Raw genomic sequence first — 20277 nt, forward strand, 5'->3', positions numbered from 1 at the left:
TTCCGGCACTGCTTTTTGGAGAAGGGGCGGGAGCAGCTTTTTCATGCCAATTCGCATGACAACCCTGTCTACCCGTTGTAAGCACTCTGTGGAGTTATGCCCTATATGCTGTGGCAGATGTCAGGAACGTACTATTTATGCCTGTTTATGATTATCTGGCTAACTGGAAACAGCAGATTGACCAGAGCCCGAACGCTATTTACCTGACACTGGCTGATGCACTGGCCTTTTCTATACGGAAAGGAGATTTGCAGGAGGGGGATAAGCTGCCTCCGCAGAGAACGATCGCAGAGTATCTCGGCACTAATCTTACGACAGTGACACGAGCCTTCACTGAGGCGCGTCGTCGTGGCCTGATTGATGCAACAGTGGGTCGTGGCACTTTTGTGCGTTTAGGAGCAGGTGAGAGTCACTGGCGACATACAGGGCCTGCCGTTGTTGACCTGACAATGAACCTGCCACCTATCCCGCAGGACCCCTCGCTCCAGCGTATTATACAAAATGATATCGCTGCGATCCTGAAGCAGCAGGATCTCAGCAGCCTTATGTCTTATCGTGTGACCGGTGGCACACTTGAAGAGCGTCAGCTTGGCGCGAAATGGATCGCGCCGGTTCTTGGGGCGCGCCGTACGGATGATATTCTGGTCGCTCCGGGAGCACAAAGCGCTCTGGCCGCGATTGTCAGCAGCCTTACCCAGCCTGGTGACGTTATTGTTACAGATCGCATTGCTTATCCGGGCGTTCGTACAGTAGCTGCACAGTTCGGGCTTATTCTTGCAGGTGTTGACAGTGATATTGAAGGCATGATGCCAGATCAGCTTGATCATGTCTGTGCGCAGTATCATCCGCGTCTTTTATACTGTATCCCAACCATCAATAATCCTACGACAGCAACAATGTCTTTGCAGCGCCGTAAAGATATTCTGGCTGTGGCACAGAGACACCATCTGCATATTGTTGAAGATGATCCTTACAGTCTGTTGCTGGATGAACCGCTGCCAGCGCTGGCGGTATTAGACCATAACCGGGTGAGCTATATTGCGACACTTGCAAAGACTCTCAGTCCTGGTTTGCGTACTGCTTATGTGGCCCTGCCTAACTCTGATATGACCCGCCGGGTCACAGCTGCTATTCGGGCCATTGCACTCACGAATGCAGGTCTGCTGAGTGCAATGACTGCAAGATGGATGCAGACCGGCCAGGCTGAAGCTTTGCTTCAGGCTATAAAAAAAGAGCTTCGTTTGCGTCAGTCTGTTGCACGTAAAGTGCTGGGGCCTGACCATTGTGCAAACCCCTGTGGTCCGCATGTATGGTTAAAACTACCAGAATGGTGGGGAAGTGCAGATTTTGTAGCCTATGCGCGCAGGCGTGGGCTGGCACTGGTGCCAAGCACTGTTTTTACCATTAGTGGTGAGCCGCCACAGCGGGCCCGCATTGCTCTGGGAAGTGCACCTGATGCGGCCAGCCTTGAGGAATCTTTAAACGGGGTGATGTCTGTTCTCAATCATAAGCGCTCACCTGGTTTTACGGACATTGTATGACTGGCTTCCTCTGCGCAGGCATCAGGAAGACTCCTTGTCTGAGGGGCATCACTCAGAGAGAAAGTGAAAAACAAGAACGGGCATCGATCACGAATTAGTGAGTAAAAATCCCTTTTAAAACAATATGTTATCTTAATATGATATGATTGTACGCTTTTTCATAAAATATTGTATGCTTTTGATTGCATAGTATTGTCGTTTAATTTTTATTTTGATTTGTTTGTAATGCTTTATGAAAGCATACAATATTTTGTCTTTCCCTTATCCCGTGTCACGTTTGCTTCGGCAACACGGTCAGGTCCGGCTTGCCGCCGGAGGCCGCAGTACATGGGAGACATACTATGCCAGCAATCGAACACGCACCCCATAAAGATGGTGACTGCTTCGTCAATTATGAAAATAAAGTTTTTGAAGACGTTAAAGCAAAACCAGGCGAAAAAGCTCTTATCACATTCCATACTGTTGCCAACGAAGGTTCAGTCGGGTTTGTAAACCTTTTGCAGGCAACACGTCTTATCCGCAAAGGTTTCGAGACATCAGTTCTGCTCTATGGCCCGGGCGTGACCCTGGGTGTTCAGCGTGGTTTCCCCCGCCTTGGTGATGAAGCTTTTCCAGGTCATATGAACTGCAATAAGCAGATCGTGAAAATTCTTGAAGAAGGCGGAAAAGTTTACGCCTGCCGCTTCGCTCTTCAGGCACTGTATGGATATGGCGAGCATAATCTGATTCCGGGTATTACACCCATCAACCCTCAGGATGTACTCGACCTGACCCTCATCGCGCGTCGCGATAATGCGTTTATTCTGAACAGCTGGACTCTCTGACGGCCGAAGGGAGAACCGCCATCATGTCACGTATTGTTCGCGCCGCAGCCATTCAGATCAGCCCTGTCTTTGGTGACGATGGTCTGGGTACTGCCCGGAAAGTCTGCAAGGCCATCCGCGATGCCGCCTCAAAAGGCGTGAAGCTGGCGGTCTTTCCTGAAACCTTTGTGCCGTATTACCCCTATTTTTCTTTTATTCAGCCCGCATTTCGCTTTGGTGGCGAACATCTTGAGCTTTATGAGCGCGCTGTTGTTATTCCTGGTCCGGTAACAGACATGGTGGCTGAGGCTGCACGTGATACCGGTATGGTTGTTGTGCTGGGTGTAAACGAGCGCGATGTCGGCACGCTCTACAACACACAGATTATTTTCGATGCGACGGGCGAGATTCTGCTCAGGCGCCGCAAAATAACCCCGACTTACCATGAGCGTATGGTCTGGGGGCAGGGTGATGGTGCAGGGCTTAAAGTCGTTGACAGTGCAGCTGGTCGTATAGGTGCACTGGCCTGCTGGGAGCATTATAATCCTCTCGCACGCTATGCGCTGATGACGCAGCATGAAGAAATTCACTGCGCACAGTTTCCGGGTTCGCTGGTCGGGCAGATTTTTGCAGATCAGATGGAAGTCACCATTCGCCATCATGCGCTTGAATCAGGCTGCTTCGTTGTCAATGCGACAGGCTGGCTGACTGAAGAGCAGATTAAGGATGTCGCCCGCGATCCTTCTCTTGAAGGGCCTCTGCGTGGTGGTTGTTTTACGGCCATCATATCCCCCGAGGGCCGGCATCTGGTTCCGCCTCTGACCGAAGGTGAGGGCATGGTCATTGCAGATCTTGATTTTGCTCTGATTACTAAACGCAAACGTATGATGGATTCAGTGGGGCATTATGCCCGTCCTGAGCTGCTTAGTCTGCTGCATGACCGTCGTCCGGCCAGTACGGTGCATTATGTGGGTGAAGAGGCACCCCGTGACAAAGAAGGGGACGTATTATGACTGTCCCGACACTTGGCACATTATCAGGCCGTAAGCTCATTACAGATCTGCAGTCTATGGGGCTGCAGATTGGTGAACAAACCGGTGGTATCTCGCGTAAAGGCGGCGCCGGGCCGTCAGACCATAAAACAATCACGATTGCCGGGCAGACCATTATGGTGCCGGTGTTTACGGCAGGGGCTCAGCGTTCGCCATTTCAGGCCAGTCTGCCAGATCAGAGCGGCAGCAGCGTGTTGCAGCGCGATGGTCAGACACTTGGTATTATTCACTTTCCGTCAGCGCCACGTTTTTACGGGCTAAGCACAGCTGACGGTATCCCTTACTGGAAAATCGCTCTGCTGCATGGGCGTGATACACTGGCAACAACGGTGCATCAGACCTGTATTCGCTATGCAGACCGTCGTACCTCCTGCCAGTTTTGTGCCATTGGTCAGTCGCTCGAAGCAGACCGTACAATTGCGTATAAAACACCCGCTCAGTTAGCCGAGGTTGCTAAGGCTGCGGTTGAGCTTGATGGTGTGCGCGACATGGTGCTGACAACAGGCACGCCGAACGTCATTGACCGGGGTGCGGCTGTGCTGGCGGAGTCAGCGCGTGCTATTCGGGCTGCGGTTGACCTGCCGTTACAGGTGCAGTGTGAGCCGCCGCGCGATCATGACTGGTTCGGTCGCCTTCGTGATGCCGGGGCAGATAGTTTAGGCATGCACCTTGAGGCCGCGACCCAGGTGGTGCGCGAAAAGATTATGCCAGGTAAAGCGACTGTCAGTGTCGAACGGTATATGGAGGCCTTTGCCAGCGCTGTGCCTGTATTCGGGCGCGGGCAGGTTAATACCTACTTTCTGGCAGGACTGGGTGACAGTGCAGAAGACATTCTTGCTCTGGCTGAACGTCTGATTGCACTTGGGGTTTACCCCTTTGTGGTGCCGTTTGTGCCTATATCTGGCACACCGCTTGAAAATCACGCTCCTCCTTCAGCCGACTTCATGAAGTCAGTGCTGGCACCATTGGGTCGTATGTTGCGTGAAGCAAATATGAAATCGACTGACATTCGTGCCGGGTGTGGCCGTTGTGGTGCCTGCTCCTCTCTCTCAGCTTATGAGTCATGATGATGACGGAAGATGTAGAAAATCGCCCGTTTATTCCTGTTGAATACGTTGTGCGACTTGCCCGTACACCGTGGGAAAAAGCAGGGTTTTACGCACTTCGCAGAGAAGTCTTCTGCACGGAGCAGCATATTTTCTCAGGTGATGACCGGGATGAGATTGATGATGTTGCAATTCCTGTTATTGCCGCCTGTTGTGTAGCAGGCATGCCAGATCGTGTTGTGGGTGCTGTGCGTATTCATGAGGCTGAGACCGGCGTATGGCGTGGCTCTCGCCTGGCTGTGCAGGCTGAACACCGTAAGCTGGGGCGTATTGGCGCAGAGCTGATCCGCATGGCTGTCAGTACCGCGCACAGTCTGGGGGCGACGCGTTTTCTCGCCCAGGTACAGGAGCAGAATGTGCTGTTTTTTCGCCGGCTTTACTGGAAAAGCCTGGGGGAAGTGATACTGCACGGCCTGCCACATCGTGACATGCAGGCTGACCTGACGCGCTATCCGCCACACGGGCTTGACCAGACCTGGCTGCTTCGTCCTCAGCCCCGTAACCGGCAGGTGGCATAATGACAGGCGCACTGGCTTCACTGCTCCATACATTACGCACCGGCAGCGCTCTTGCTGCCAAGCAGGATATTGCCGCTGTCACAGCTATTCTTCCTCAGGCCAGTGAAACAGGGTTCAGGCCTGGTGATGATTGTGCCGCCATTCTTGACGGAGAGGGTTATCTGCTCCTGGCAAGTGAAGGGTTTCAGGATAGTTTTGTACGGGCCATGCCGTGGTTTGCCGGTTATTGCGGGGTGATGGTTAATGTCAGCGATATTACCGCAATGGGCGGGCGCCCGGTCGCTGTAGTTGATGCGCTGTGGAGCGAGACGTCAGAAACGGCAGCGACAATTATGACCGGTCTGCGTGATGGCGCACGCACGTATCATGTACCGGTTGCCGGCGGGCACACCAGTATGCGCAGCACGCATAATTCGCTCTCTGTTGCTATTCTTGGGCGTGCGCGTCGTTTACTGACAAGTTTTGATGCCCGCCCGGGTGAGGTTCTGATCGCAGCCATAGACCTGCGTGGTCGCTGGCATGACCCTCATCCATTTTGGGATGCAAGTTCAGCACTATGTGGCACAGATGATGACGCCCGCCTGAGAGGAGATCTCGAACTTCTCCCCTCTATTGCAGAGGATGGTCTGAGCAAAGCGGCAAAAGATATCAGCATGGCGGGACTGCTGGGCACCGCTCTGATGCTGGCGGAATGTTCAGGTATCGGCATGAGCATTACTCTTGATCATATTCCCCGCCCGGATGATGCACCAATGCTACGGTGGCTGTCAGCATTCCCCAGTTACGGGTATCTGCTCACCGCATCAGCTGAAAATGCAAAGACGATTATGGATCGTTTTCACAGACGTGACATCGGTGCTGCTGTCATTGGTGTCTGTAACGATACCCGTCGTCTTGAAGTGACATGGGGTGATGAGAAAGAAACTTTCTGGGACCTTGGGCAAAAAACTCTCATGGGGTGCGCACCATGAGCCTTTCAGTTGGTATTCTGACGCACTCAACAAACCCGCGCGGTGGTGTTGTGCACGGTATGGCCTTGGCAGAAGCATTGTGCGATGCGGGGTATGAGGCAACCCTGATCGCGCCAGATGTGACGGGGGCAGGTTTTTTTCGTAAACCCCGGTGCGCTACCCGCTATATTCCCGCTGTGGCAGAGCAGCACTTACCATCACTGGTGGAGCGTCGTATTGGCGAGATATCAGCAGCTCTGCGTCACAATGCACAGTACGATGTGCTGCATGCGCAGGACCCGCTGAGTGCGAATGCTCTGGCTGATCTGGTTGCTGAGGGGCAGATAGCAGGTTTTGCCCGCACGGTGCATCATCTGGATAATTTCTCTGATCCAGGTGTGGCTGCACGTCAGGTCAGAGGGTTAGCTGCCGCTGATGAACTGTTTACGGTCAGTCAGCTCTGGCAGGACACTTTGCTGACAGATTATGGCCGGCATGCCCCGGTTGTAGGCAATGGAGTGGATCTGACACATTTCTCTGCGCAAATAAAGCCGGAGGACTGCCAGTTGCGCAGCCGCTACGGGCTGCCTGAACATACGCCGTTTATTCTCTCTGTTGGTGGTGTTGAGCGGCGTAAAAACACGCTTCTTCTGCTGGAGGCTTTTGAAGCGATACGACAGGATAAACCTGACCTGCACCTGGTGATTGCAGGGGGCGCGTCTTTGCTGAATCACACAGATTATCGTCGCCTTTTTGACGAGAGAGTTCAGAGCGCGGGCCTGGAAAAAGCAGTTACTGTGACAGGAGCCATTGCAGATGACGATATGCCTGCATTGTACAGGCAGGCTTCTGTTCTGGCTTATCCGTCACAAACGGAGGGGTTTGGTTTGTGCCCGCTTGAGGCCATGGCCTGCGGCACTCCGGTGATTGTACCAGCCTTAAGGCCTTTTACCGAGCACTTTGAGGGCGATGAGGTGTTCTGGTGTGATCCCCTACACCTGGCAACACTGGTTCATGCATTGCGTGCAGCCTTGAGCGCTGTTGCTCAGGAGCGTTTTAAGGTGAGTGGCCCCGCAACAGCCTGTCGTTTCGCCTGGCATCATGTCGCCAGGCGGCATTTTTTAGCATACGGGCGCCTGGCTGCATTATCGCGTGCCGGTGTCCATGCTTCAGGAGTTTTGTAAGCATGCCCGAAATGATTTTTCGTGTGCGATGGCCCGACGGGAAGGAGGCAAACTGTTATTCTCCCTCCCTGGTTATTCAGGATCATTTTACGCCTGGTCAGGAATACCCGGTCCGCATTTTTCTTGAAAAGGCAGAAACAGCACTCGGCGAAGCGAGTGAGCGTGTACGTGCACGTTATGGCTTTCCATGCAGCCGTGCCCTTGGCCAGCTTCAGGTTATTCGTCAGACCTGCGTGCCTTTTCTTAACCGACCCGACGCACAGGTGAGCGTCCTGTCTTTCAGTTTCTGAGATGGAAAAATACCATGACACAGAATGAAAAAAATATTCCTGTTATTATTGTCGGTGGTGGTCAGGCTGGCCTGTCTATGAGCTGGTATCTCTGCCGTGAAAATGTTGAGCATATTATTTTTGAAGCGAAAACAGCCTGTCATTCATGGGATGATGAACGGTGGGATAATTTTTGTCTGGTAACACCAAACTGGCAGTGTGAATTGCCCGGGCACCCCTATAAGGGAAAAGATCCGCATGGTTTTATGGTGAAAGAAGAAATTATAGAGTATGTAAAAGGATTTGTTAATTCATTTAACCCGCCTTTGCGTGAACATACGGCAGTTTCATCCGTTACCCGTCATGAAAAAGGTGGTTACCGGGTTATTGCTAATGGTGAGGTATGGCATGCAGAGCATGTTGTGATTGCCTCAGGTGCGTATCATGATGCAGTTGTGCCCGGATATGCCAGTGCTATTGATTCATCAGTCTTTCAGTTGCATTCACAGGATTATCGCAATGCTTCACAGCTGCCTGAGGGCGCTGTGCTGGTTGTGGGGAGCGGGCAGTCTGGTGCACAGATTGTTGAGGATCTTTTCCTTGAAAACCGCAAAGTACATCTCTGCGTTGGGTCAGCCCCGCGTGTTTCACGCTTTTATCGTGGCCGCGATGTGGTGGACTGGCTGGCCGATATGCAGTTTTACGATCTGACGGTTGATAATCATCCCTTGCGCGATGGCGCGCGTGACAAGACAAATCATTATGTGACCGGCCGCAATGGCGGGCACGATCTTGACCTGCGTCTTTTTGCGAAAGAGGGTGTTGGTCTGCATGGCACACTTGAGACAATTCGCGATGATGTTGCATATTTTCTGCCTGATCTGAAAGTAAATCTCGATGATGCAGATAAGACCAATGCTGATATTAAAAAATCTATAGATGCCTATATTGCCCGCGAAGGCATAGAAGCACCGGTTGAAGCACCTTATGAGCCTGTATGGCTGCCTGATGGCAGGAATGCCCCCCTTGACCTGATGGCTGCGGGGATCACGTCAATCATCTGGTGTATTGGGTTCCGCCCAAATTATCGCTGGATTGATGTACCCGTCTTTAATGGTGGGAATAAGCCTGTGTGGCGCCGGGGTGTGACGGATGCACCAGGTTTTTATTTCCTCGGGCTGCCATGGCTGCACACATGGGGATCAGGGCGGTTCTCAGGTGTATCACGTGATGCCGCATGGCTGGCAGGCCAGATCACCGGCAAAGACGTTTCTGTAGCCTGAGAAGGATCATCGCTATGCTTCCATGGACAACATATGACGCGATGTATGATGCGGCTGTCTCTGCTCCTGAGATATTCTGGCTGAATGCTGCGCGGCGCATCACATGGAAGCAGGCTCCCTCGGTTGCATGCCGTGTGCGCGAAGACGGGTGGCATGACTGGTTTCCCGGCGCGACGCTGAATACCTGCTATAACGCGGTTGACCGCCATGTTGAGGGTGGTCGCGGAGCACAGCCGGCGCTGGTCTGGCACTCATGCGCAACTAAAGAGCATCAGGTTGTTACTTATCAGGAGCTGAAAACAAGAGTAGCCGGGTTTGCCGGTGGTTTGCGTGCTCTGGGGGTGGGGCGTGGTGACAGAGTGCTGATCACCATGCCAACGATGGTCGAAACGGTTGTTGCTATGCTGGCCTGTGCCAGGCTGGGTGCTGTGCATGTTGTGGTTTTTGCTGGTTATGCAGGCCCTGAGCTGGCGCAGCGCATTGATGATGTAACCCCGAAAGTCGTTATTGCTGCCAGCTGTAGCTTTCAGGGGCGTACTGTTATGCCGTCTGCTCCTGTTCTCAGTGAGGCACTCTCCCTGGCTATTTATAAGCCATCAGCCTGCGTTATTGTACAGCGCGATGCCTGCCCGGCAGCATTACAGCCAGGGCGGGATTATAATTTTCATGTGCTTGAAGAGGCAGAGCCGGCAGAGCCGGTTTTACTCCATGCGGAAGATCCTCTTTATATTCTGCATACTTCTGGCACAACGGGCCGGGCAAAAGGCATTGTGCGCGATAATGGCGGCCATGCTGTTGCTCTCGCTTTGTCTATGGAGCTGATTTACGACTGTAAGCCCGGTGATACTTTTTTTACGACATCTGACCTTGGCTGGGTCGTGGGCCATTCTTATGGTGTTTACGCGCCACTCATCAGTGGTTGTACAAGTGTGCTGGCAGAAGGATGTACAGCGGCTGCTTCTGTAATGGCTCTTTGTCGCAGGCACACTGTAAAATGTCTGTTTACGACACCGACACAGATGCGGCTTATACGGCATGAAAGCCGTTATCATTCTGATGTGAAACTGCCTGCTCTTGAACAGATTTTTATTGCCGGAGAGTATGCAGACCCGGCATTGCTCGACTGGGCACGCTCATTCTTTCACAAACCGGTGCTTAATCACTGGTGGCAAACTGAAACCGGGTGGAGTATCACAGCTCATTTTTCAGGCCTGCCTGATTATAACTCCGAGAGTGAGGGGAATGAAATCGGACGACCCGCGCCAGGTTTTCTCCCTGTTATTCAACCCCCTGCATCAGGAGGGGAGAGTGGTGAAATTCTTTTAAAACTGCCTTTGCCTCCTGGCTGCCTTGCTGGTTTGTGGAAAGATGAGGCTGTCACTGTTCCTGCATTATATTTTGATAATACTCTAAAATATTACCGTACTTTTGATGAAGGGAGTATTGAGGAAGATCTTACTGTTCGTATGTTCGGGCGTTCTGATGATGTGATTAAGGTAGCAGGTCGCCGTATTTCAGGGGTGCAGATCGAAAAAATCATTTCCTCTCATCCTGCTGTTTATAACTGTGCGGTAATTGCTACTTCTGACCCTTTGAGAGGGCAAAGGCCTGTTGCCTATGTCGTAACAAAAACTGAAGCAGAACATGAGCTCTCTTCAGATCAGATTGTCAGAAAAGTTCACGATATGCTTGGGCCGTGGGTCGGCCTTAAAGATGTACGGTTTATCAGCAGTCTTCCTGTGACAAAATCAGGTAAAATAATCAGAAAAAAATTACATTGTTGTTGATTATTCTACGTTTTCAATGAAATTAATATAAAAATGAAGCTGGCATAGATACCTGTTATTTATGAATCCTGAATATGGCTTTATGCAAAACAAATACGATAATTATTATAATTATTTATTCTATACTCTGGGCGTGGTTGTTCAGGTCTCACGCCACGTGAGTGTTGTATGCTTACAGTCAGCAGCCTTTTTTGCCCTGATTGTTGCATGCAGCGTTTTTAACGGAAAAGAGGATTAATATTATGGCGCAGAATATTGAAGGCAAAGTTGTCGTTATTACCGGCGCCAGTAGTGGCCTTGGCGAGGCTGCTGCGCGACGGCTTGCGGCTGACGGTGCCAAAATTGTTATTGGTGCCCGCCGTCTGGATAAGCTTGAGGCTCTGGTTAACACACTTTCTCTGGGTGCAGGAGCAGCCGTGAAGACAGATGTAACACAGCCCGAGCAGGTTCAGGCGCTGGTTGATCGCGCGATAAAACTGCATGGCCGTATTGATGTGATCATTAATAATGCCGGCCTTATGCCTCATTCTCCTCTGGAAAAATGTCGCATCGATGACTGGAACCGGATGATTGACGTTAACCTTAAAGGCACACTTTACGGTATTGCTGCTGTGCTGCCCTATATGAAGGCACAGAAGAGCGGGCAGATTATAAATGTTTCATCGGTTGCAGGTCATAAAGTTGGCCCGGGAGGCGCCGTTTATTCTGCCACCAAGACAGCAGTCAGGGTTATTTCTGAAGGTTTGCGCCAGGAAGTTAAACCTTATAATATTCGTTCAACAGTTATTTCTCCCGGTGCTGTTCAGTCAGAGTTGCCGGAAAGCGTGACTGATGCAGATACGGCAAAAACCATTCAGGAATTCTACGATAAATATGCCATTCCGGCAGATTCCTTTGCACGGGCGGTCGTATTTGCCATGAGCCAGCCAGATGATGTTGATATTAATGAAATTCTGTTTCGCCCTACGGCTCAGCTATACTGAATATCCTCTTTATTTGCTCTGAATTGTGCATCATTACTGAAAGGTATTTTGGTAATGATGACGATTTCTTATTGAAGCAGCAGGAGAGTATCCTGATGGCGTATCGTGATTATGTTGCAGGATAGTCAGTTATTTTTCGCGGTAGCGTAATGCGTCAACGACTAAACGAAAAGCTGCAGAAGATTGTCGCCGGTTAGGGTAATACAGGCGATAGCCTGGAAATGGTGGGCACCAGTCCTCCAGTACACAGACCAGGCGCTGGTCTTCAAGGCAGGCTGCGATCTGATCTTCCATCAGGTATGCCAGTCCAAAGCCATCAACAGCTGCCTGAAGGATCATTTGTGGTGAGTTGAAAGTGAGCTGTCCATCTACACGAACACGTAGCGCACGATGGCCTTTTTCCAGCTCCCACGCATAAATGCCCCCTGCCGTTGGAAGGCGGAAATTGATACAGCTGTGTTGTGACAGATCGTGCGGTGTAACAGGTGCCGGGTGCGATTTAAAATATGAAGGAGCCCCTGCAACGACCATACGGAGTGGCGGACCAATGGGTACCGCAATCATATCACGGGCAACTGTTTCTTCCAGTCTCACACCGGCATCAAAACGTTCAGCGACAATATCTGTCAGGCCGGTCTCTATTGCCAGTTCAACGTGAAGATCAGGATATTGCGGCAGTAATTTTTTGAGTGCTGGCCATAGCAGGGTAGTGGCGGCATGTTCTGATGTTGTAATCCGCACAGTGCCGGCCGGTTTATCTGATAATTCGCTGATAGAGGCAATTTCATCAGCAATTGTATCGAGTGCAGGAACGAGTGTACTCAGCAGGCGTTCACCCGCCTGTGTAGGAGACACGCGCCGGGTTGTTCGGGTCAGAAGTCTTACGTTAAGGCTTGCTTCCAGGCGCCGTATTGTGTGACTTAGTGTGGATTGTGACGTTCCCAGTCGTGCCGCGGCACGCGTAAAGCTCTGCTCCTCTGCAACTACCATGAACGCATTAAGATCGACCAGTTCGCTGCGACGCATTTATTAACCTCTGATATAAGATCAAGCGTATTATAGCATCTAATCATAGCAATAGCGTCATGGTTCAATAATTTTTCCTGTATAGCAGGAGCTGCTTTTCTGCAGCTCAATTCGCAAGGAAAGAACTCATGGATATCAGACGTCCTGGTTTCAGACCATCTGTTAAAGGTCCGGCTGAGTGGTTTACCGGAACAGTACGCGTGGATGCACCCTTCGCGGGGAGTGGTGCTCTCGCCTGTGCTACCGTCACTTTTGAACCTGGTGCCCGTACAGCCTGGCATACACACCCGCTTGGGCAGACTCTTCTTATAACAGCTGGTTCCGGGTGGGTTCAGCGTGAAGGTAGTCCGGTTGAAGAGGTATATCCTGGTGATATCGTCTGGTTCGAACCTGACGAAAAACACTGGCATGGTGCATCACCAGAATGCGCGATGACACATATTGCCATTACAGAAACAAAGGATGGCAGGTCCTCTGACTGGATGGAGCATGTCAGTGATGAGCAGTATCATCGTTAAAAATTCATAGACAGAAAAGAACTTTATTAATTTCACTGGCAGGAAATGAATTATGAAAAAACGTATTCTTGGAAAAAATGGTCTGGAAGTTTCAGCTATTGGTCTGGGTTGTATGGGGCTGAGCTTTGGGTATGGTCCGGCAACCGAGCATAAAAGTGCGATTAATCTTATTCGTAACGCATTTGAAAAAGGCGTTACCTTTTTCGATACAGCAGAGGTTTATGGCCCGTTTACGAATGAGGAACTCGTTGGTGAAGCTCTGGAACCTGTACGCAAAGATGTGGTGATTGCCACGAAGTTTGGCTTTCGCAACGGGGATTCAAAGCAGGGACTGGACAGCCGCCCGGAGCGGATCCGTCAGGTCGCCGAAGAGTCACTCAAACGACTGCGTACAGATGTCATTGATTTATTTTATCAGCATCGTGTTGATCCGAACGTACCCATGGAGGATGTTGCGGGTACAGTAAAGGATCTGATAGCAGAAGGGAAAGTAAGGCATTTCGGCCTTTCAGAAGCCAGTGTGCAGTCTGTTCGTAAAGCACATTCTGTTCTTCCGGTCACAGCTTTACAGAGTGAATATTCTTTATGGTGGCGTGAACCTGAAAAAGAAATTCTTCCTGCGCTTGAAGAGCTGGGAATTGGTTTTGTACCCTTCAGTCCTTTGGGAAAAGGGTTCTTGACCGGAAAAATTGATACTCAGACCACATTTGGCGAGGATGATTTTCGTCATGTAGTGCCAAGGTTTTCTCCTGAATCTCTTGCCGCAAACCAGGGGTTGCTTACTCTGGTTGAGGATATTGCAGCGGCTAATCAGGTTACTCCGGCGCAGATTGCACTGGCATGGCTTCTGGCGCAGAAACCATGGATTGTTCCTATTCCTGGAACGACAAAGATCGCCCGGCTTGAAGAAAATCTGGGTGCAGCAGGTGTAATTCTGAGTAGTAAAGAGCTTGCGCGTATTGATGCAGCTCTTGCTGATATTGTAGTGGCAGGTGAACGTTATCCCGCCTGGATTAAAGAAATGGCCGGGCGATAATTTTTAAAAAGCCGTTCTGATATCTTCTGAATATCAGAACGGCTGAATGATTTTATGAGTAAATCTGTTTAATCAGAAAGCTAACCGGTTAGCTTTTTATTTTTATGTTTTTCTTAAAACAAAAATACTTATTTGCTTGCATAAAAATATAAAAATTATTTTTACAATTTTGTTTTGATTATAAAACAAAAATTTATTATAAATTTTATAAATAAAATTTATTTTATATTTTTTAGATTTTAATTATTAAAATAATAGTTCATTATGTAAGATAATATCAAACAAAATTGAGCAGATTAAGGAATATCCGGTGCATTCAGTTATCTTGGCTGTTTCTGACCTGTTTCAGGCGTGTCCTGAAATAGCATTATTCCTTGCACTACTGGCCGGATGCTGGATCGGTCGTTTCCGTTTTGGTTCTTTCCAGCTTGGCGGGGTAGCTGGCACTTTACTGGCCGCTGTACTGATCAGTCAGGTCGGCGTTCATATAGATTCCGGTATAAAAACTGTTTTGTTCGCTTTGTTTATTTACGCTGTAGGTTATCAGAGCGGACCACAGTTTTTTCGTTCGCTTGGTCGTCAGACCATGCGTGAAATTTTAATGGCTGGTGTGCTTGCCGTAACAGGCCTTGTCACTGTTGTAGTGATCGCCCGTATCTTTCATCTTGATAAAGGTCTGGCTGCAGGACTTGCGGCTGGTGGTCTTACACAGTCAGCTATTATCGGTACTGCCGGTTCATCACTCGAAAAACTTGGTTTGCCTCTGGCACAGGTTCAGCAGCTTCAGGGTAATGTCGCTGTTGGTTATGCTGTAACATATATTTTTGGGTCAATTGGCCCCATTATTATGTGTGTTAATGTGCTTCCGTGGCTTATGAAGCGAAGCATAAGAGACGATGCGCTGCGCGCAGAATCACAACAGGCAGCCGGCGTGCATATTGCCGGGGAGGGTGAAGTTGAATCTTTTCCCGATCTGATCGGGCGGGCTTATCAGATAACAAAGTCAGATCTGACAGTTGCAGCTATTGAGGCGCTTAGTCCGGGTATAACGCTCGAAAAAATTGTGCGTAACGATAAGATGCTGGCAACAGGCTCTGATGCTTCTCTGCAGCCTGGCGATAATGTGCTTCTTGTTGGTCGTCGTGCTGATATTATTGCAGCAGGAGCGCAGATTGGTCAGGAAGCTGGTGAAGTGGCTGGCCTTGATTTCGTGTTGTTGCGTCGTGATATCTGTCTTTCAAGAAAAGACTTTTCCGGTAAAACTATTAAACAGTGTGTGCAGTTGCTCTCTGCCGTAACGCGGCATGGCGTGTATCTGGTCTCTTTGTCGCGGGCTGGTGTAAAACTTGCTCTGACCCCGGATACTGAGGTTCATGACGGCGATGTCGTCACCCTTCTCGGTGCATCAGCAGACGTACAGCGTGTTGCATCACAGCTTGGCCAGATTTTGGTGCCCAGTATTAAAACTGATCTGGTCTTTCATTCTTTAGGCGTGGCTGTTGGCCTTTTAATAGGTCTCGCTGTTGTGCATCTGGGTTCAGTCCCGCTTACACTGGGCAGCGGTGGTGGTGCACTGCTTTCTGGCCTGTTGTTTGGCTGGTATCAGGGACGACACCCCTCTTCTGGTAATATGCCTTCAGGGGCTTCAGCGTTGCTGGTTGATTTAGGTCTTGCCGGGTTTGTGGCGGTAACAGGGCTGCAAACCGGCCAGCAGGCGGTAACGACAATTATGCAGCAGGGGATTACGTTATTCCTGCTCGGCGTTATCGTAACACTGATACCCCTGGTGCTGACAATGCTCTTTGGGCGTTATGTGCTGCGTTATAATAACACAGCTATTTTTGCCGGTGCACTTGCCGGGTCACGTAGCGCAAATCCTGCCTTTGGTGAGGTTCTCAGCAAGGCAGGTAATTCTGTTCCAACAACACCGTTCGCCATTACTTATGCGGTAGCCAATGTTTTACTGACATTGCTGGGGCCGCTGGTTGTTGCATTTTCCTGATTTTTTTCTCCTTTTAAAAGGTATGTTCTGATGAGTACGGATTATTCAAAATTTGCCAGCCTGAGCCCCTTTGAGCTGAAAGACGAACTTATTCGCCTCGCCTCTTCAAAGGCAGACCGTGCGATGCTTAATGCAGGGCGGGGAAATCCAAATTTTCTTGCTACATTACCCCGGGCAGTTTTTTTCCTGTTTGGGCAGTTTGCTCTGGCTGAATCTCGTTTGTCTATGTCTTATTTATCTCCTGCACTGGGCGGAATGGTGCGTGTTGAGGGAATAGAAGGGCGATTTGACCGTTTTGTTGAGGCGCGTCAGGGGCAGGAAGATGCAGATGCCCTTGCTGTCGCTGTGAGCTATGTGCGTGACCAGATGGGCTTGTCAGCGTCTGAGTTCCTTCAGGAAATGGTTGAGGGTATTCTTGGTTGTTATTACCCCACACCTCCTCGCATGCTGCCTTTGAGCGAAAAAATTGTAGGCCAGTATGTTTTGCGCGAAATGGTGGGTGGAGATATTGCGCTTGACACGACAGAGTTCTTTGCGACTGAAGGCGGTACTGCTGCCATGGCCTATGTCTTCAATACGATGAAGCAGAATGGCCTGATTAATAAAGGTGATAAAGTTGCGATAGGGATGCCGGTTTTCTCACCCTATATTGAAATTCCGCAGCTTGAAGAATATGGGCTTGAAGTCGTTAGCGTACAGGCTGATCCGGCTCTGAACTGGCAGTACCCTGAGCATGAACTTGAAAAACTGCGTGATCCGGGCGTCAAGATTTTCTTTTGTGTAAACCCCAGTAACCCGCCTTCTGTAAAAATGGATGATGCTTCTCTTGCTAAGATTGCATCCATCGTTAAGGAACGTCCGGATCTGATGATTTTAACAGATGACGTTTATGGTACATTTGCAGATAATTTCCGCTCTCTTTATGCAGTTTGTCCGCGCAACACTATTCTTGTTTATTCGTTCTCGAAATATTTTGGTGCAACCGGCTGGCGACTGGGCGTTATCGGTATGCATAAAGATAACGCGATTGACGTTCACCTCGCAAATCTGCCCGCTGAAGAAAAAAGCCGTCTTGCAAAGCGCTACAGCAGCCTGACGCTTGATCCGTCCGCTCTTAAGTTTATTGATCGCCTTGTTGCCGACAGCAGAGCGGTGGCTCTCAATCATACTGCTGGTCTCTCTACACCGCAGCAGGTGCAAATGGTACTATTCTCTTTATTTGTGCTGACCGATCATGAAGAACGATATAAAAAAGTTCTTAAAAATCTTATTCGACGTCGTGAAGCTGTGATGTATCGTGAGCTGGGAGTCAGCCGGTCAGAAGATGCGAATGCTGTCGATTATTATACGCTCATTGATCTTGAAGATACCTGCCGTGCACTTTACGGAGAAGATTTTGCAAAATGGATGCTTGAGCGTGCAAGCACAGGTGAAATTTTGTTCCGTATTGCAGATGAAACAGGGATAGTACTGTTGCCAGGCGGAGGATTTGGTACAGTCCGCGCAGCGGCCCGCGCTTCTCTGGCAAATCTGAACGAGTTTCAGTATGCCGCCATTGGCAGTGCTCTTCGTAAAATGGTTGATGAGTATTATCAGGAATTCAAGCAGAAAAAATCCTGATGAAAATCGGGCGGGAAGAATGTTCTTCCCGCCTGTAAATATATCATCTCTTTATTGTAGCTATCAGAAATACAAATAAATAACGGGTAGCTCATGTCATGCCGGCTGTGGAAAACGATGTCGTATCAACCTTAGATATTTAAAAAACAGAAGATATCTTAAGAAGGTTATACAAAAGGAAAAAAGTTCGTGGGACAAACAATAAAGAGGGGATTTATAGCTGGCTGTTGTACGTTTTTTTTGGCTTATGAGCCTCCTGCCTATGCTGACCAGTGGTACACAGGTTCTCTGGTTTCTCCTTCAGGTACAACGACGTCGGGTATTCTTAATATCGAGCCTTATTTTTCATATAGTCAGCCAGTTGGTGCTTTTGATGCGCATAACCGTTCAGGTCCGGAAAAACATCCTTATCAGCGTAGTTTTGCTAACTCCACACTTATAAAGTATGGAATCACACCTGACTTTAGTATCCAGTTTCATACGGTTGTTCAGTATGGCTGGAAACATAATGACGGGCACTCTCATGGTCCTAAAGCTGGTGATATGCCGCTTGATCTTATTTATCGCATTTTACGTCCTGACCCTAAACGTTATATTCCGGCCCTGAATGTCTTTGTCGGTATGATTTTCCCTACGGGAGATTATAAAAAGCTCGGCGACACTCAGGATGGAATAGGTACTGGTGCTTATGTCTTCCGCTTTGCTCTGACAGAGCAGTCTACTTATACTTTACCAGGGTACCATCAGTTGCGTCTGCGTATGTGGAACTGGTTCAGGCGGGCAGTGACCTCAGCACAGCTGCAGGATGTTACCAGTTACGGTACTGCTATGGGCTTTAGGGGGAAGGGACAACCAGGAATGAGTGGTCAGACTGGGTTTTCTCTTGAATATGGTATCAATCAGAGCTGGGTTGTGGCAATGGACCTGGCGCGTGACTGGGCTAATGGTACCCGACTGCGCGGGCATAATGCAGATGGCCAGTATATTCACACGATTGGTAAGGCTTCAGGTGACTGGCAGATTGCCCCGGCGATGGAGTATAACTGGAACCCACGGTGGGGGATTATTGTCGGGTCTTCTTTTTACTTTGCCGGTCACAATAAATCTATTCAGATCACGCCGCAGTTTGCTATTAATTCAATGTTTTGAAGTGGTTTAAATTATTTCAGGCCGGTAAAATACAAGAAGAGAAAAGCAGGGGCTGAATACAGGCGGTGGATAACCGTCTGTTCAGCCGGCAGCTATAATTATGTTTGCCGTTAAGCTAATCACCCATGATGTCTGATATGTTCTTCCTGTGAGAGGGTAATATTGTTGCCCCGCCTTATTATTTTTCTCATATATGGCGGTATGTCAGGCCTTATCCTGCCATGGAGAATGGTCCCTCAGCAGTTACGCTGGCAGAGCGTATACGTTGTGCGTCCTGTACTGGTGGTACACCAAACATACGGCGGTATTCACGGCTAAACTGAGAGGGGCTGTCATAGCCTACTGAAAATCCTGTGGCTGCGGCATCAGCTGAAGTGCTTAAAAGCAGTCTGCGCGCCTCCTGAAGGCGAAGTTTTGTACGGTATTGTAAGGGGCTCATCATCGTTGCTGCACGAAAATGCCTGTGAAACGATGAGGGGCTCATTCCCGCCATTTTAGCGACTGATGCAATATCAAACGATTCAGTATAGTGGTTGCGGATCCAGCTGATTGCCCGGTTAAGTTGTGAAAGGTTTGTGCCCGCTGTTGCAATCTGGCGTAGTACGTAGCCCTGTGGGCCCTGTAATAAACGGTATAGCAGTTCACGTAAGATAGCAGGCCGCAGAATAGGAATGTCTTCAGGGTGCTCAATGAGCCTGACAAGCCGCATCACCGGGTCAAGTATTTCGCAGCTCAGTGCACTGACTGTCATGCAGGAAGGGCAGGAGGATCCGTTACCGGGGAAGGTATCCTGCATTTCAAGTAAAAGATCAGCAATATGCGCAGGGTTAAGTGTTAGACATAAAGACAGGTAAGGCTCATCAGGTGAGGCCTGTGTGATTTGCCCTGTTACAGGCAGGTCAACGGCTGTGACGAGATATTTACTGGCATCATAATGAAAAACCTTATCACACAGAACGACCTGTTTGGCACCCTGCACAATAACGCAAAAACGCGGTTCATATACGACATCAGCAGGTATGGTCGGTGCATCAGCACGAAACAAAATCAGGTCAGGCACGACTGTCCGTGTCAGAGGCTCAACACAGTGACGGTCTATCATATCACGCAGCCGTAACAGAATATCCTGCATAAAATTATCCTTATGATGTTCGTCCATGAGCTTCTCTCATCTTTATAGTCATGCCTGATCCGTGCAAAAGGAGAATTAAGGGTATATGGCAGGATTGTGCAAGGATATGGCTGAATTGTGCATTTTTTATTGTCTTCTTAGTGTGTGAGGTTGAGATATATAGTGAATTTCAGCCATTTTTTTATATGTAAGGCATGGCTCTATAAGCAGTCAGATAAATGAAAAGCAGAATCGTGCAATTATCTGCGTGCATTACTCTATCGAATTTCAAAAGAAAAGTTGCATAATCCTCCCAATCCTTACGTGCTGATCTACTCT

General features: G+C 49.4%; 18 protein-coding genes. 16 read left to right on the plus strand and 2 right to left on the minus strand.

Going from position 1 to position 20277, the window contains the following annotated elements; all coding sequences use genetic code 11:
- The first annotated feature begins 137 nt into the window (after positions 1-137).
- From GOB58_RS07510 to GOB58_RS07560, 11 genes are all read left to right on the plus strand, one after another.
- A complete protein-coding gene (locus GOB58_RS07510; protein ID WP_173559791.1) occupies positions 138-1541 on the plus strand; it encodes an aminotransferase-like domain-containing protein in 1404 nt (467 codons plus the stop codon).
- Between the two features lie 341 nt (positions 1542-1882).
- Entirely contained in the window at positions 1883-2365 is a 483-nt protein-coding gene (locus tag GOB58_RS07515; protein ID WP_086553330.1) for an MSMEG_0572/Sll0783 family nitrogen starvation response protein, read from the plus strand.
- A gap of 23 nt (positions 2366-2388) precedes the next feature.
- Positions 2389-3357, plus strand: coding sequence for a Nit6803 family nitrilase (locus GOB58_RS07520; RefSeq protein WP_173559792.1), 969 nt, complete (start codon positions 2389-2391; stop codon positions 3355-3357).
- Positions 3354-4463: an MSMEG_0568 family radical SAM protein gene (locus tag GOB58_RS07525; protein WP_173559793.1), complete on the plus strand. Its 1110-nt coding sequence runs from the start codon at positions 3354-3356 to the stop codon at positions 4461-4463. Before GOB58_RS07520 ends, GOB58_RS07525 begins: the two co-directional genes overlap by 4 nt.
- A 2-nt stretch (positions 4464-4465) precedes the next feature.
- A complete protein-coding gene (locus tag GOB58_RS07530; protein WP_173559838.1) occupies positions 4466-5020 on the plus strand; it encodes an MSMEG_0567/Sll0786 family nitrogen starvation N-acetyltransferase in 555 nt (184 codons plus the stop codon).
- Positions 5020-5991, plus strand: a complete 972-nt coding sequence (locus tag GOB58_RS07535) for a sll0787 family AIR synthase-like protein (RefSeq protein ID WP_173559794.1) — start codon at positions 5020-5022, stop codon at positions 5989-5991. The genes GOB58_RS07530 and GOB58_RS07535 overlap by 1 nt, the downstream gene beginning before the upstream one ends.
- On the plus strand, positions 5988-7154 hold the full coding sequence (locus GOB58_RS07540; protein ID WP_173559795.1) for an MSMEG_0565 family glycosyltransferase: 1167 nt from the start codon (positions 5988-5990) through the stop codon (positions 7152-7154). Before GOB58_RS07535 ends, GOB58_RS07540 begins: the two co-directional genes overlap by 4 nt.
- A 2-nt stretch (positions 7155-7156) precedes the next feature.
- Entirely contained in the window at positions 7157-7444 is a 288-nt protein-coding gene (locus GOB58_RS07545) for an MSMEG_0570 family nitrogen starvation response protein (RefSeq protein WP_086553325.1), read from the plus strand.
- Between the two features lie 14 nt (positions 7445-7458).
- Positions 7459-8706 carry an MSMEG_0569 family flavin-dependent oxidoreductase gene (locus tag GOB58_RS07550; protein WP_173559796.1) on the plus strand — a complete coding sequence of 416 codons (1248 nt, stop codon included), beginning with the start codon at positions 7459-7461 and terminating at the stop codon, positions 8704-8706.
- 14 nt (positions 8707-8720) lie between these two features.
- Positions 8721-10493 (plus strand): AMP-binding protein, encoded by a 1773-nt coding sequence (locus GOB58_RS07555; protein ID WP_173559797.1) that lies wholly within the window; start codon positions 8721-8723, stop codon positions 10491-10493.
- Between the two features lie 242 nt (positions 10494-10735).
- Entirely contained in the window at positions 10736-11476 is a 741-nt protein-coding gene (locus GOB58_RS07560; protein WP_173559798.1) for an SDR family oxidoreductase, read from the plus strand.
- 129 nt (positions 11477-11605) lie between these two features.
- Here GOB58_RS07560 and GOB58_RS07565 read toward each other — a convergent pair whose 3' ends face one another.
- A complete protein-coding gene (locus GOB58_RS07565; protein ID WP_086553321.1) occupies positions 11606-12502 on the minus strand; it encodes a LysR family transcriptional regulator in 897 nt (298 codons plus the stop codon).
- Positions 12503-12630: 128 nt separating this feature from the next.
- Here GOB58_RS07565 and GOB58_RS07570 point away from each other — a divergent pair, with 128 nt between their 5' ends.
- The 5 genes from GOB58_RS07570 to GOB58_RS07590 all read left to right on the plus strand — a co-directional run bounded on the left by GOB58_RS07570 (position 12631) and on the right by GOB58_RS07590 (position 18827).
- Positions 12631-13020 carry a (R)-mandelonitrile lyase gene (locus GOB58_RS07570; RefSeq protein ID WP_086636284.1) on the plus strand — a complete coding sequence of 130 codons (390 nt, stop codon included), beginning with the start codon at positions 12631-12633 and terminating at the stop codon, positions 13018-13020.
- 52 nt (positions 13021-13072) lie between these two features.
- Entirely contained in the window at positions 13073-14056 is a 984-nt protein-coding gene (locus tag GOB58_RS07575) for an aldo/keto reductase (protein WP_173559799.1), read from the plus strand.
- A gap of 310 nt (positions 14057-14366) precedes the next feature.
- Complete coding sequence (gene aspT, locus GOB58_RS07580; RefSeq protein WP_265793179.1) at positions 14367-16058, plus strand: aspartate-alanine antiporter; 1692 nt, start codon at positions 14367-14369, stop codon at positions 16056-16058.
- Positions 16059-16088: 30 nt separating this feature from the next.
- Positions 16089-17678, plus strand: a complete 1590-nt coding sequence (locus GOB58_RS07585; RefSeq protein ID WP_173559800.1) for a bifunctional aspartate transaminase/aspartate 4-decarboxylase — start codon at positions 16089-16091, stop codon at positions 17676-17678.
- Positions 17679-17918: 240 nt separating this feature from the next.
- Positions 17919-18827: a hypothetical protein gene (locus GOB58_RS07590; protein ID WP_194299666.1), complete on the plus strand. Its 909-nt coding sequence runs from the start codon at positions 17919-17921 to the stop codon at positions 18825-18827.
- 211 nt (positions 18828-19038) lie between these two features.
- Here GOB58_RS07590 and GOB58_RS07595 read toward each other — a convergent pair whose 3' ends face one another.
- A complete protein-coding gene (locus GOB58_RS07595; protein WP_233133226.1) occupies positions 19039-19986 on the minus strand; it encodes an AraC family transcriptional regulator in 948 nt (315 codons plus the stop codon).
- Positions 19987-20277: the final 291 nt, after the last annotated feature.

Source organism: Acetobacter thailandicus (assembly GCF_011516655.1).
In the GTDB taxonomy this organism is placed as follows: Bacteria; Pseudomonadota; Alphaproteobacteria; order Acetobacterales; family Acetobacteraceae; genus Acetobacter; species Acetobacter thailandicus.

Excerpts from the sequence above, each read along its gene's own strand:
- GOB58_RS07515 (WP_086553330.1), top strand. The coding sequence starts at position 1,883 with ATGCCAGCAATCGAACACGCACCCCATAAAGATGGTGACTGCTTCGTC.
- GOB58_RS07595 (WP_233133226.1), bottom strand. The coding sequence starts at position 19,986 with ATGGACGAACATCATAAGGATAATTTTATGCAGGATATTCTGTTACGG.
- GOB58_RS07550 (WP_173559796.1), top strand. The coding sequence starts at position 7,459 with ATGACACAGAATGAAAAAAATATTCCTGTTATTATTGTCGGTGGTGGT.
- GOB58_RS07530 (WP_173559838.1), top strand. The coding sequence starts at position 4,466 with ATGACGGAAGATGTAGAAAATCGCCCGTTTATTCCTGTTGAATACGTT.
- GOB58_RS07510 (WP_173559791.1), top strand. The coding sequence starts at position 138 with ATGCCTGTTTATGATTATCTGGCTAACTGGAAACAGCAGATTGACCAG.
- GOB58_RS07525 (WP_173559793.1), top strand. The coding sequence starts at position 3,354 with ATGACTGTCCCGACACTTGGCACATTATCAGGCCGTAAGCTCATTACA.
- GOB58_RS07520 (WP_173559792.1), top strand. The coding sequence starts at position 2,389 with ATGTCACGTATTGTTCGCGCCGCAGCCATTCAGATCAGCCCTGTCTTT.
- GOB58_RS07545 (WP_086553325.1), top strand. The coding sequence starts at position 7,157 with ATGCCCGAAATGATTTTTCGTGTGCGATGGCCCGACGGGAAGGAGGCA.
- GOB58_RS07540 (WP_173559795.1), top strand. The coding sequence starts at position 5,988 with ATGAGCCTTTCAGTTGGTATTCTGACGCACTCAACAAACCCGCGCGGT.
- GOB58_RS07570 (WP_086636284.1), top strand. The coding sequence starts at position 12,631 with ATGGATATCAGACGTCCTGGTTTCAGACCATCTGTTAAAGGTCCGGCT.
- GOB58_RS07560 (WP_173559798.1), top strand. The coding sequence starts at position 10,736 with ATGGCGCAGAATATTGAAGGCAAAGTTGTCGTTATTACCGGCGCCAGT.
- GOB58_RS07555 (WP_173559797.1), top strand. The coding sequence starts at position 8,721 with ATGCTTCCATGGACAACATATGACGCGATGTATGATGCGGCTGTCTCT.
- GOB58_RS07575 (WP_173559799.1), top strand. The coding sequence starts at position 13,073 with ATGAAAAAACGTATTCTTGGAAAAAATGGTCTGGAAGTTTCAGCTATT.
- GOB58_RS07585 (WP_173559800.1), top strand. The coding sequence starts at position 16,089 with ATGAGTACGGATTATTCAAAATTTGCCAGCCTGAGCCCCTTTGAGCTG.
- GOB58_RS07535 (WP_173559794.1), top strand. The coding sequence starts at position 5,020 with ATGACAGGCGCACTGGCTTCACTGCTCCATACATTACGCACCGGCAGC.
- GOB58_RS07565 (WP_086553321.1), bottom strand. The coding sequence starts at position 12,502 with ATGCGTCGCAGCGAACTGGTCGATCTTAATGCGTTCATGGTAGTTGCA.